This is a genomic window from Pelorhabdus rhamnosifermentans (assembly GCF_018835585.1).
Lineage (GTDB): Bacteria > Bacillota > Negativicutes > UMGS1260 > UMGS1260 > Pelorhabdus > Pelorhabdus rhamnosifermentans.
Map to the genome: position 1 here is coordinate 562228 of NZ_JAHGVE010000001.1, position 13116 is coordinate 575343.

The following is a 13116-nucleotide window of genomic DNA, read 5'->3' on the forward strand; positions in this document are numbered from 1 at the left end:
TGAAAATCGATTTGGGGAGGATTGTATGCAAATATGTAAAGATGATTTTAATCAAAAAATAGCCTGCTATATAAAGCGTGAAAAAGAAAGAATGCTGAAGGATTGGGTTGACCTTGTTGCGCAGCCGAGCATTAGTGCGACGGGCGAGGGCGTTGAGGAATGCTGCCGCATGGTTGTCGTAAAAATGAAGTCCATAGGGCTTAGCGTCAATACGTATCCAGCTAAGCCATACCCTGTTATCTACGGTAAATATGGAGATGATCCCGATAAAAAAACCATTTTGATTTACGCTCATTATGATGTTCAGCCTGTTGGAAATATGGAACTTTGGAAAACCATGCCATTTGAGCCTGTCATATTGGACGGAGCGGTCTACGGCAGAGGAACTGCCGATAATAAATCGCCTTTAATGGCACACCTTGAGGCTGTTGAATTTTGGATAAAAGAATACGGTGAACTGCCTGTGAATTTAAAATTTATATTTGAAGGCTGTGAGGAGTCGGGAAGTAAGGGATTGCCGGAATTTTTGGATGAGTACAGAGATATGTTGGCAGCTGATTTGGTGTTTTTCAGTGACGGGCCCAAAAATGAAAAAAATCTGCCGATTATTGCTTTGGGAGCCAAGGGACTGCTCAGTATTCAATTGGTTCTTAAGACGATTAGCAAGGACGCGCACTCGAGATATGCACCAGTGCTCCCAAGTGCCGCATGGGAAATGGTTGAACTGTTGCATAAATTGAAAAGTGACGGTCAGGTTCACGTACCTGGGTTTTACGACCATATTCTTCAACCGACCGAACAGGAAATCCAAATAATGAACGCCTTGCCCAACGTTGAAAAAGAAATGGAACAACTCTTTGGGGTGGTACCTCGGTATCCGGATGATTCAAGTTATTATGTACAGCTCAATACAACGCCGACGTTTAACGTATCTTTTCTTCATTCGGGAGATGGGGCCGGTGTCGTAACAAATAAGGCTGTGGCCAATCTTGATATTAGACTGGTTATGGGCCAAATGCCTGATGATATTTTCAACAAAATACAAAAGTACATCCGAGTACTAGGATATGACAATGTTGAAGTCATTAAAGAAAGTGCTGTTGAGCCGTCAAAAACCCCACTTGACAACAAATATGTTCCCATTATTGAGGAGGTTACCAAAGAGGTTTATGGCGATTATGTTGTCTATTCCTGTCGACCGTCGACTGCTCCTGATTATTTGTGGACGAATATTTTGCGGCTTCCGGCGATTCAAGTGAGATGGTCTGATGCTGATTCTAACAATCACGCCCCCAATGAGCATCTGACAATCAAGGAGTATCTGAAAGGTATTGAACTTACCTGCAGAGTCATTAAAGCAATCGGTGAGGAGAAAAAATAGCTATACAGCTACCAATATCAGTAAGAGACTAACCAAGGATAATTTTGAATGAATCTTTAAAGAAAAAGGGAGGCGCAGAAAATGTCGAATCAAATTTCTAATTCACATGAAAGTATGCACGCTGCTACAGGGTTAAAGGATGAAAAACCATCCCGACAAAGATTTTTGTTATTGGTCATTCTGTTTATTACATTATTTGTTGCTTATGTCGATCGAGTAAATATCTCAGTAATCGTGGCAAGTGATGCATTTCTTAACGATATGGGTATTAAAGGTCAGCCTGTTCAGATCGGACTTCTGATGAGCTCTTTCTTGATTGCCTATGGATTCAGTAATGTATTTTTAAGTGCCATCGGGGATTATTGGGGCCAGCGAAAATCAATCTGTGCAGCGGTTATTATATGGATACTTTCTATGTTCATCGGGGGAATCGCTCCGACCTTCGCCATTATGATTGTTTCTCGCGTTTTGCTGGGAATCGGCGAAGGAATCCATTTTCCACTGCAGAGTACTTATGTTAAAAGGTGGTTTCCACCGCAGGAAAGAGGCAAAGCCAATGCCTGTTGGTCGATTGGTTCTTCTTTTGCGCCTGCTATTGCCATGCCTTTTTTCGCCTGGCTTGTTGCTCATTATGCTTGGCATACCAGTTTTTTGTTCTGCATGTTTCTAGGATTGCTTCCTTTATATTTACTTTGGTTTTATACTGCGGATACGCCGCAAGAGCACAAAAAAGTCAATGCCCTGGAACTACAGCATATTGAACAGGGGTTAGCAAAAGAATCTCGGCTGCAGATTGACGGCAATGATCCCGTTGAATCTTTGTGGACAAGGATAAAGTTGGTTGCCAGTGATTATCGTATTTGGCTTGTTACCATTATATCTTCCATGAATAACTGCATTTATTGGGGGTTGATTACGTGGCTACCAACTTATCTAAAATCGGCCAGGGGTTTTTCCTGGACGGAAATGGGCGTATTATCCTCTATGCCTTTTGTTCTAGGCATTTTATGTAAGGCCTTTGCTGGTTGGGCATCTGACCGAGTTGGAAAACGCGCTCCGTTCTGTGTTATAGGCGGTTTGGGAGCGGCTATCGGCATCTACTTTGGTGCTGTTGTCAGCAATAATTATGTGGCGGCATTGTTTATTTGTATGGGGTTGGGTTTACAGATTATGAGTGTGCCTTTAAGTTTTTCCATGCTGCAGCAATTTTTACCGGACCGGGTTATCTCTTTGGGAACTGGTATTTCAAGTGGTATAGGTATCGGTGTTTCCGCGCTCGTGCCGACGCTTATTGGTTTAGTTATCAGTATAACGGGGGGATTTTCTGGAGCTTTATATTTATTGGTGGGCATGGCCCTCATCGGTATGTCGTCCGCTTTAGTTTTGGCTTGGAAAAAATATTAAATTTTTGTTAATGAATGCATTTTAGTAGGAATGCAGGTTTACTGGAAGGAGAGAGATTATGAGCACAATGGATGATTTGTATCAGCTGCATGTATCCGAAAAAAATCTGATGGATTATGCTGCGAATATTTCTAAATGGGAGCGGTTGGCCGGCTCGGAAGAAGAGGTAAAAGCTTTTCTTTATATAAAAGAAAAGCTTGCCAATTTGGGTGCAAAAGTAACGCTTATACGGCATAATGCCTTTATAAGTCTGCCAATTTCAGCTTCCTTCGCTATGAACGATGTCGAGTTTTCCTGTCGGGGACATTCTATGTCTCCATCAACAGACGAAGCTGGTCTACAGGCCGAAGTCGTGTATTGTGATAATTTAAAGAAGGCTAGGGAAGAAGAGATACGCGGCAAACTGGTAATGGTTGACGGTCTTGCTACAGGGGAACGGGTAGCTGCGGCGCAGGAGCTTGGAGCCTGTGGGGTGGTTTTTATTTCGGGTCCTCATATTCATGAAATGTGTATTTCAAATGTGTGGGGTTCTCCATCCATTCATAATGTGGATCAGCTTCCACAAATACCGGCAATTTCCGTTGATTTGGCTGCCGGTGAACAGATTAAAAAGCTGATTGCCGCAGGTAAAAATATGGCGGTTCTTAAAACCTGTGTACAAACGGAGTGGCGCAAGATTCCTTTGTTAGTGGTTGACATTGAAAGTAAGTGCCATCCTGACCAATTTGTCATGTTTTCAGGTCATGTTGATTCTTGGTATTATGGTGCAACAGACAATGCTGCTGCTAATTCGATTATGATGGAGGTCGGTAGAATCGCTCTGGAAAACGTCGGTACGCTAAAACGTAGCTTAAGACTGGTTTTCTTTTCCGGCCATTCCCATGGTCGGTATGCAGGTTCTGCTTGGTATGCCGATAATTTTTGGGAAGATTTGCACAAAAACTGTTGCGTAAGCATAAATATTGATGTTTTAGGCTTTAAAGGAGCTGATCATTTCGAAAGTGCGATCATGCCGGAAGCCAAAGCGGTGGTTGTGGAAGCGGTTCGGAAAATAACCGGCGGGGAGTTTAAAGATCGGCGTTATAATCGTTTTGCCGACCAGTCTTTTTGGGGGACGGGAGCTACAGCAGCTTTAGCGTCCTTTTCCCGGATTAAGGTAACGCCGGGAAGCAATGACTTGGAGCTGGGATGGTGGTGGCATACGCCGTTTGACACCATGGATAAGATTGATTCGAACAATCTTTTGCGAGATGGACGAATTTTTGCGGCAATTATCATGAACTTTTGTACAAGCATTGTGATTCCACTTGACTTTAGAGCGGCTGTTGAGGAAGTTAAATCGATTTTAATTGATTGGCAAAATCAAGCTGGTAAAGATTTCGACCTTAGTCTGCCTATAGAGCGCGTCAACCTGTTAAAAGCAGAGGTGGATTATTTGTACGAAGCTATGCCCAAATTGGATGCTGATAGCAGTGAAATAGAAAAATTCAATGATGTTTTGCTGAAAATTGGAAGGATCTTAGTTCCGCTTAACTATACTCAGGGCAAGCTTTTTGAGAATGATCCGGCCATTCCCCAATTACCGGTTCCTTCCTTAGCGGGGATAAAGGAATTGGCATCAGCTGATATCCATAAAAGAAATTTGCTTTTAACAGAATTGGTGCGGCGTCGCAACTATGTGGCATATGCATTAGAGCAGGCAATCGAGATTGTTAAGGGCTAGATAAAAAAGATTTATGGTGGATTCTATGCTACAGTGCCAGAGCACAAAGCTAATTAAGACGTATATTGGCACTAAATGCATAACATACGATTTCATGCAGATCTAGTGAAATAGCAGGGACCATCTTGGCCCCTGCTATTTCTTGAATCTAGATTAATCTTGCTATAAGTCTGTTCGAGTGTCCCATTAAAGAATTTTATAGTGCATAGATAAAATATTTGTATTTTTTATTTCAAAGTAATTGTTTTATAATGATTTAAAATTCCAACAATTTATTTACATATATTTGACCTAATGATTCTACTAAGGATGTGTTAGCGTGAAAGAGCTTTTTAAAAAAGTCGATCAAAACCTGAATCATATGCTGCAGGACGTCATTGAGATTTGCCGACAGCCTAGTATTGCTGCTCAGAATATAGGGATGAACGAGACAGCCGACATGATTATGGCGAAAATGAATTCTATTGGGATTAAAACGCGAAAGATGCCTGTAAAAAACGGAAATGATGTGATTTATGGTGAAATAAAGGGTACTTCTGATAAAACAGTTCTTTTCTATGACCACTACGATGTACAGCCGCCCGAGCCATTGGAACAATGGATTAGCCCGCCATTTGAGCCGGAAATCAGGGATGGTAAAATTTTTGCCCGTGGTGTTTCAGACAATAAAGGTCCTTTATATACACGACTGCATGCCATTGAAACCATCTTGGGTATTGCTGAGAAGTTACCGATAAATGTGAAATTTCTTATTGAAGGCGAAGAAGAAATCGGTAGTCCAAATCTCGAGACTTTTGTTTTAGCAAATAAAGAACTTTTACAAGCCGATGTTTGCGTATGGGAGAACGCTCATAAAGCTGAAAATGATCATCCGGTCATTCGATTGGGAAATAAAGGAATGCTCTATGTGGAATTACGAGTGAAAGCGGCTGCTACCGATTATCACTCACGATTTGCCCCCATCATTCCCAATGCTGCCTGGCGGCTAATTTGGGCTTTGTCAACCTTAAAAGATGTTAATGAAAAAATTCTTATAAAAGGGTTTTATGATAATGTAAGGTCTGTTCCAGAAGAAGAATACACCGTTTTAGGAGCTATGGCAGGACAAGAAGAAAAAATCCGGGAACGCGCCCAAATAAAAGAACTATTAAATGGGGTGCGAGGTATCGATTTTGCCAATAAGTTTTTAAATGCACCTACCTGTACTGTGTGTGGTATTTCATCTGGTTATACTGGGCAGGGATCAAAAACGGTACTTCCTTGCTATGCCATGGCGAAACTGGATTTTCGTCTAGTTGTGGATCAAGACCCTTACGAAATTCTTGGTCTTTTAAGAAAGCATCTTGATGAGCACGGGTTTAATGATATCGAAATTGTTCCACATAGTACGACAAAACCATCCAAGACTCCGATAACCGATTCGGTTGTCAAGATTGCCAGGGAAGCGGGAAACCTTGTATATGATAAACCGTTTATTATTGAGCCGTGTGCAGCAGGAACCGGACCGCGCTATGTATTCAGCGATTGGACAGATATGCCCATCATAGGCATTGGGCCGGGATATCCCGGCGCTCTAAACCACGCACCGAATGAGAATTTAGTCATTAGAGATTATTGTCAAGCCGTAAAGCATATTATTGCCTTTCTCTATCAGATGAAGCAATATCAGGTGCCTAATTCCTAAATTCACGTTAGGATTACCACGTACGTGACATTTGTTTCATGACTAAATCAACAAATGTCCTTATTTGTGATTGTTTTAGCACTTCTTTTTTATAAATCATAATGGTCTTGCGTAATAGTGGGGTGCCGTTTTTAAAGTATAAGGGAGAAGCGAATAAGGAATTTGATTTTGACAAATAAATTTTAGGAATTATCCCCCAGCCTAGCTCGTTTGAAATAAGTTGAATACTGGCTTCTATGGAATTGACCCAAATTGGTGTTGGCGGAGGTGAACCAAATTGTTCTTTCCACCAGAGATGAAATTGTTCATCTGCTTTTGTAATTTTGGATGTTTCGTCTAATATCCAGGGAATGTCCGGAAGTTCTTTAAACTCAAGTGGACGGGGATAGACGAGACACCAAGGTTCTTCCAGAATGATATGTTTTTCCTCCGGCCAATCTAGGTCTCCGCGCAGAATAGCAAGATCAATCTCATCCTTTTCTAATAGATAGGGAAGTAAAAGTGTGCTGGAACCTGTTTTTAGTGAAATATTTACATGCGAAAATCTTTTTTTGTATTGTTTTAATAACGGTGCAAATTTGAATTTGGCAAAAACCGTAGAGATACCCAGTTTTAGATTTCCTTCCACAGGTAATTCGCCATTTTGCAAGATCTTTTTTATCTTTTGTTGCTCGATTAGCATGTTTTCCGCATAACGAACTAGATATTCTCCATTCTTGGTCAGGGATATACCTCGAGGATAGCGTTCAAAAATTTTAATACCAAATTCCTTTTCTATACAGTGCAGACGATAAGTAAGAGCAGGCTGGGATACATAGAGATACTCTGCTGCTTTGGTTAGGTTTCCTGCTTCATTGAGTGTCTTTAAAATAAGCCAATCTTTATCGTTCATATTTCTTCTCCCATACGCATCCGATTATTCAAATCATTATACCGCTAATTTGAGCGTTGGGCCAGTCTGAGTAGTTTAAATATGATTTGATATGACACAAGGAGGACGGTAAGTATATGCCAAGTAATCAATCTAATCACATGAAAGAACAAATTATAGCGTCAATCGAAAACTTGCAGAATAAACTATTTGCACTCAGCAATTTTATTTTTCAACATCCGGAAATTGGTTTTCAAGAACAGCAAGCAGCCGATTTATTGAGCAGATTTTTAAGCGAAAATGGGTTTAATGTAGAAAGAGGCTATGCTGGCCTGCCAACCGCTTTTAAAGCAGTATATCAGCAGGGAAACGGTGGCCCACACATTGGCTTATTATGTGAGTACGATGCCTTGAAAAATATAGGACATGCGTGTGGTCATCATTTGCAAGGGCCCTGTATTGCTGGGGCTGCCATTGCAGTGAAAAATGTATTAACCGATTTTGATTATGTTCTAGAAGTTGTTGGGACACCCGGCGAAGAATGTTCTAATGGTGGCAAAAACATTATGCTTGAGAACGGGGCATTTAAACATCTTGATGTTGCTCTGATGATGCATGCCTCGGATAGCACGACAACGGATATTCATTCTATGGCGCGCACCGAATTTGCCGTCACATTTAAGGGGATTTCTGCTCATTCAGCCATTGCTCCTGAAAGAGGCCGTAGTGCCTTAGAAGCTATTATGCTGGCATTTAACGGATTAAGTTTTCTACGTGGCCATGTACGTGACGATACGCGCATTCACGGGATTATTACAGAAGGGGGTCAGTTAACCAATGTGATACCCGATAAGGCTGTAGCCCAGCTGGAGGTACGTTCCTATGACAGTGTTTATTTGGAAGGTGTATTTAAACGGGTTATACATATCTTAGATGGTGCGGCCTTGATGACGGATACCAGTTATGAAATTGAAAAACTTGGAGGCAGTCTAAGTAAAATTCCGGTTTTATCATTGAATGAGCTATTAATGAAAAATGCTGAATTGATACACGCAAGTTCTATTGCGCCGCCAAGAGAAAAAACAGGTTCCACTGACTTTGCCTCCGTAATGTTTTACGTGCCTGGTTCTTGCATACGGGTTGGCTTTATTGACAAAGGTATTGCGGCTCATAGTAAAGAGTGGGCGGACAAAGGGCTATCGGCAGACGCAAACGAGGCATTAGTAACCGGAGCTAAAATACTGGGCCTGACAGTTCTAGACTTAATTGAAAACAGTGAAATCTTAGCAAAGATTAAAGCTGAGTTTCATCATGGAAAAGCCAAGCTAGGCTGAGCAGCGATAGCAGCAAAATATTAGCGAAGATTTGTGGAGGGGGAATAATTATGGAAGAGAAAAATATTCAAAAGGTCACAGGAGAAAATTCTAAGGAGCGAATTTCAATTGCAGGTGTTATCACACTTCTTTTGGCCATCGTTATTTTTTCCGGCTTTTTGAACAACGCGCATGGCTGGAGTACGGCCTTTGATTTTGTTACACTAAGTGGAAAATTTGGTACGATGAAAAATGCCGCTACAGCAACTTTTATGGGGGCAGGAGGCAGCGGGGCACGGGAAGGCTTTCTACTGGCATTCAGTCTTGTTCCCGGTATCATGCTCGCTATGGGTATTGTTTCTGTTGTTGAGCACACCGGCGGCCTCAAAGTGGCGCAAAGACTATTAACACCGTTGCTCAGGCCGCTGATGGGTTTGCCGGGATGTGTAAGTTTGGCTCTTATCACCAGTCTGCAAAGCACAGATGCCGGTGCAGGCATGACTAAGAACTTATTTGATGAAGGTCTGATTACTGAAAAAGAACGGGCAATTTTTGTTCAGTTTCAGTTTTCCGGATGTGCTGTTATCAATAATTACCTAACTCTGGGCAGTATGGTATTTGCCAGTGTTTTAGTACCCATTGTCATACCATTAGCTTTAGTTTTGTTTCTGAAAGTTTTTGCCGCCAATGTTACACGGCTTATTATCAATAAATTTTATACGGAGGAAGCATAACGTATGGGAAGAATGAATGTCGTTGAAATGTTTGTTGAAGGGGCTCGCAAAGGTTGGGACATCGCTATAAAAGGTTTAATGCCCAATGTTATATTTGCGTTTACCCTCATTAAAATATTACAAGTAACAGGTGCTATGAGTTTTATTGGAAATATTTGCGAGCCGGTCATGGGCCTTTGGGGGCTGCCAGGCCAGGCAATTATGGTGACTGTAACGGCCCTGATGTCGCAGGGAGGCGCAGTAGGTGTATTGGCCAGTTTATTAAGTGATGGGGTTGTTAATACCAAAGATGCTACTATTTTGCTGCCAGTTATTTTTGCCGCTGGCGGCCAATTGCAGAATCTAGGGCGGGTATTAGGAACATCCGGCGTGAAAACTAAATATTACGGACTTTTGTTCGGGATGACTATCGTCAATGGTATTCTTGCTATGACGATCATGAGCTTTTTTGCAAAAACATTCTAACATAGAGAAGGGGTAAAAGAATGAAAGATCAATTATTATATGCAGCATGTGAAAAAACGCAGCAAGACTTTGTTGCCTTATGGGAAAGGCTCGTTAATATAGATACAGGCACAGGCTACGGTGAAGGCATTAACCAAGTAGTGGCGATTGTGGCTGAACAGCTGAAGGCGCTTGGCGCATCTATTGAGATTATTCCGGTGGAGGACGCTACGGGAGGCTCGCATGTTGTGGGAACCTTTGAGGGTCAGGGCAAAGGTAAGATTTTGGCTATGGCACATATGGATACTGTATTTCCTGTAGGAACGGTCGCCAAACGTCCATTTCGTATTCAGGACGATTGGGTATATGGGCCGGGAGTATCTGACTGTAAGGGAAGTATTGTGTTGTTTCTCTCTGCAATGAAGCAGCTAAAAAATCTAAAATATCATGATTATGGCAAAATTACCTGTTTATTTAATTGCGATGAGGAAACAACCTCTCCACATTCCCGACATATTATAAAAAAACTGGCCCACGAGCACGATTATGTTCTATGTATGGAATCTGGCCAGGTGGGTGACGGCGTCGTGATGTGGCGTAAGGGTTCTGCGCAAATGCAGCTTGAAGTCTTTGGAAAGACTTCTCATGCTGGCAGCAATCCAGAAAATGGGCGGAATGCCATTATGGAAATTCTGCATCAAATTCAGCAACTCAGTACCTTAGAAAATCCGGAAAAATTGACAACTCTTAACTTTACGACAATTAAAAGCGGCGACAGAGTGAATGTTATTCCTGATTATGCCATGGCGCAAGCCGATATACGAACGTTATACCCAGAGGAGCTTGACCGAATTGAAGTAGCCGCTGAAAAAATAGCTGAGCAAAAAGCAATCCCCGACACAACTGTAAAGGTAAGCATTACGCGGGGCAATCCTCCCTTTTCAAAAAATCCGGGAACCGATGACCTTGTACGGCTCGCGCAGGAAATCTACAGCGAGTTAGGCAAAAAGCTCATAGCGGTTGGTGCTGGCGGCGCTTCCGATGCAAACTGGGCGGCCTCAGCCGGAGCGATTGCAATTGATGGCTTAGGACCGGTCAAAGGTGGAAAAAATCATACTGAACATGAATGTACAAAATTAGACAGCGTAGTACCGAGAATGTATTTATTGACTAAAATGCTTATGCGTTTGGGTGCAGGTAAATAGTGGTTATAAGAATAACGAAAGTGAATTACTGGAAGAAGAAATAGAAAACTATTGTAAGCATTAAAGGGATGAGTTCATTTGAAAAAGGTAATTGTTATCACGACAGGCGGAACTATTGCAATGAAATATGATGCAGCGACAGACGGGTTAATTCCAGCGGTAAATGGAGCGGACTTAGTTGAGGCGGTACCTGCATTGAAAGAGGTTGCTCAGGTTGAAGTTGTTGAATTTTCTAATGTACCAAGTGGGTATATTACGCCAAAATCAATGTTTGAACTTTCAAAAACAGTAGATCAATACGCACAGAAAAAAGCGATAGCTGGGATTGTTATTACTCATGGGACGGATACTTTAGAAGAAACGGCCTATTTGCTGGACTTAACGGTACATACGCAAAAACCCGTTTGTATAACGGGTGCGATGCGAGGGGCATCACAGACCAGCCCTGATGGACCTGGTAATATTTTAGCCGCGGTAAAAACTGCAGCATGTGATGAAGCGTATAATCAAGGAGTTCTCGTTGTGTTAAATGACGAAATACATGCAGCACTGGAAGTAACCAAAACGCATTCAACAAATACAAACACGTTCGAATCGCCGGCTTGGGGGCCAGTTGGACGCGTATATCCTGATAAAGTAGTGATCAAGCGACATTCGCTATACTTGCAGAAGATTCAACCGGCTACTCTTGTCGATGATGTACATTTACTAAAAGTTGTTGCAGGCATGGATGATTTTTTCTTTCGTTGTCTGGTCAAAAAAAAGGCAAAAGGTATCGTAGTTGAAGCCTTTGGCTGTGGCAATGTGCCGTTAGCAGTGAAAAATGGAATTGAAATGGCAAGAAAAAATGATATTCCAGTTGTGTTAGCGACAAGAGTCCATGCAGGGCGAGTTGTAAATGCATATAGTTACTCGGGGAGTGCAAGCTCCATGAAGGAGGCGAATATTATTTTGGCCGGTGAAATAACCGGGCAAAAAGCAAGAATAAAATTGATGTTGTCCCTTGGTATGACAGGTGATGTTGCAAAAATCAAAGAATATTTTGATGCATAAGCAAGCAAAAAAATTCAATGGGTACTTGATACGCTAAAGTTGAATCATGTGGAGGAAATTATACTAGTCAGTGCTTCTGTATACAAAATTGATGAGAGTAAAATTAGTTATAACAAGGATCGTGACGGTTTTGTAATGTAAAGATTGTCCCCATCATAATGACGAGACGAAACATTTCCAGGATTAGACCATGCCCCGAGGGTATGGTCTAAAAGTATGAGTATGCAAGCCAAGCTATTCCTTGGCGGTCAATTTAAGAAGGATAGCTGCACTGCTTACATTTAAGAAATTTCTCGTCCCTTTAGTTGTGATCCTAAATAAATTTGTTTTAAATGTCATAGCTGTATTGACAAATAAAGATTACATGCGTAATATATGCATTAAGATTACATATGTAATCTTAATAACGAGTAAGAAAGTCTATTTGAGGAGATGTTTTAAATGGGTAGATGGATTTTAGTATTGCTAATAGGTGTCCTTGTTGGTTTTAGTTTTACGGCTACCGCCAATGCAGCCGAACTTGTAAAAAAGGATGAATTAGAGAAATATTTTGGGGGAGTTACCACTGGTACATTTGTTATGTACGATGAGGATAACGACCAGTACATAGTATTCAACGAACCTCAAAGTGTAAAACGATTATCACCATGCTCGACCTTTAAAATTTATAATTCACTTATTGGGTTAGAAACCGGCGTATTGGATCAGGAAGATGTATACACCCTGGTCCAATGGGATGGAACGCAATACCCCTTTCCAGCTTGGAAACACGACCAAACATTGGCTTCCGCTACGCAAGATTCTGTTGTCTGGTATTTTAAAAAACTTGCATCCCGGATAGGATCCGAGAGAATGCAGGCATATCTCAATAAACTAGATTACGGAAACCGGGATATTTCAGGGGGATTGGCCACGTTCTGGCTGCGATCTTCATTGCAAATTTCAGCTAGGGAGCAAGTTGACCTGTTGCACCGGCTATACTCTGGGAAATTACCGTTTTCTGCAAAAAATGTGGAAATAGTAAAAAGGAATATTACTTTGTCAGAAGATAATGGTGTGCGATTAATGGGGAAAACCGGATCGGGGCTGCAAGATGGCAAATACCTATTGGGTTGGTTTGTAGGCTGTGTCGAAAAACAGGGACATCGCTATTTCTTTGCTACCAACATTCAAGCATCGGATGACGCAACTGGCGGAAAGGCCAGAGAGATTACGAAATTAGTTTTAAAAGACCTAAGTGAACAACGCGATCTGATAGATCATTAACCAGGTCGACCAGTTCGTTAATGCACCGTGCATTCGGG

The 13116-nt window shown here is 41.6% G+C and carries 11 protein-coding genes; 10 read left to right on the top strand and 1 reads right to left on the bottom strand.

The window, feature by feature from the left end:
* Nucleotides 1-25: 25 nt before the first annotated feature.
* The 4 genes from Ga0466249_RS02595 (at nucleotide 26) to Ga0466249_RS02610 (ending at nucleotide 6192) form a co-directional block, all read left to right on the top strand.
* On the top strand, nucleotides 26-1381 hold the full coding sequence (locus tag Ga0466249_RS02595) for a M20/M25/M40 family metallo-hydrolase (protein WP_215827860.1): 1356 nt from the start codon (nucleotides 26-28) through the stop codon (nucleotides 1379-1381).
* A gap of 81 nt (nucleotides 1382-1462) precedes the next feature.
* Nucleotides 1463-2785 (top strand): MFS transporter, encoded by a 1323-nt coding sequence (locus Ga0466249_RS02600; protein ID WP_215827861.1) that lies wholly within the window; start codon nucleotides 1463-1465, stop codon nucleotides 2783-2785.
* A gap of 58 nt (nucleotides 2786-2843) precedes the next feature.
* Complete coding sequence (locus tag Ga0466249_RS02605; RefSeq protein WP_215827862.1) at nucleotides 2844-4508, top strand: M28 family peptidase; 1665 nt, start codon at nucleotides 2844-2846, stop codon at nucleotides 4506-4508.
* A gap of 319 nt (nucleotides 4509-4827) precedes the next feature.
* Nucleotides 4828-6192: a M20/M25/M40 family metallo-hydrolase gene (locus Ga0466249_RS02610; protein WP_215827863.1), complete on the top strand. Its 1365-nt coding sequence runs from the start codon at nucleotides 4828-4830 to the stop codon at nucleotides 6190-6192.
* A gap of 13 nt (nucleotides 6193-6205) precedes the next feature.
* Here Ga0466249_RS02610 and Ga0466249_RS02615 read toward each other — a convergent pair whose 3' ends face one another.
* Nucleotides 6206-7084, bottom strand: coding sequence for a LysR family transcriptional regulator (locus Ga0466249_RS02615; RefSeq protein ID WP_215827864.1), 879 nt, complete (start codon nucleotides 7082-7084; stop codon nucleotides 6206-6208).
* Nucleotides 7085-7200: 116 nt separating this feature from the next.
* Here Ga0466249_RS02615 and Ga0466249_RS02620 point away from each other — a divergent pair, with 116 nt between their 5' ends.
* The 6 genes from Ga0466249_RS02620 (at nucleotide 7201) to Ga0466249_RS02645 (ending at nucleotide 13078) form a co-directional block, all read left to right on the top strand.
* Nucleotides 7201-8397, top strand: coding sequence for an amidohydrolase (locus Ga0466249_RS02620; protein ID WP_215827865.1), 1197 nt, complete (start codon nucleotides 7201-7203; stop codon nucleotides 8395-8397).
* Nucleotides 8398-8447: 50 nt separating this feature from the next.
* A complete protein-coding gene (locus Ga0466249_RS02625) occupies nucleotides 8448-9110 on the top strand; it encodes a nucleoside recognition domain-containing protein (protein WP_215827866.1) in 663 nt (220 codons plus the stop codon).
* Nucleotides 9111-9113: 3 nt separating this feature from the next.
* Nucleotides 9114-9575, top strand: coding sequence for a YjiG family protein (locus Ga0466249_RS02630; RefSeq protein ID WP_215827867.1), 462 nt, complete (start codon nucleotides 9114-9116; stop codon nucleotides 9573-9575).
* A gap of 20 nt (nucleotides 9576-9595) precedes the next feature.
* Entirely contained in the window at nucleotides 9596-10759 is a 1164-nt protein-coding gene (locus Ga0466249_RS02635; RefSeq protein ID WP_215827868.1) for a glutamate carboxypeptidase, read from the top strand.
* A gap of 78 nt (nucleotides 10760-10837) precedes the next feature.
* Nucleotides 10838-11812 carry an asparaginase gene (locus Ga0466249_RS02640; protein ID WP_246588338.1) on the top strand — a complete coding sequence of 325 codons (975 nt, stop codon included), beginning with the start codon at nucleotides 10838-10840 and terminating at the stop codon, nucleotides 11810-11812.
* A gap of 441 nt (nucleotides 11813-12253) precedes the next feature.
* Nucleotides 12254-13078, top strand: a complete 825-nt coding sequence (locus Ga0466249_RS02645) for a penicillin-binding transpeptidase domain-containing protein (RefSeq protein WP_215827869.1) — start codon at nucleotides 12254-12256, stop codon at nucleotides 13076-13078.
* Nucleotides 13079-13116: the final 38 nt, after the last annotated feature.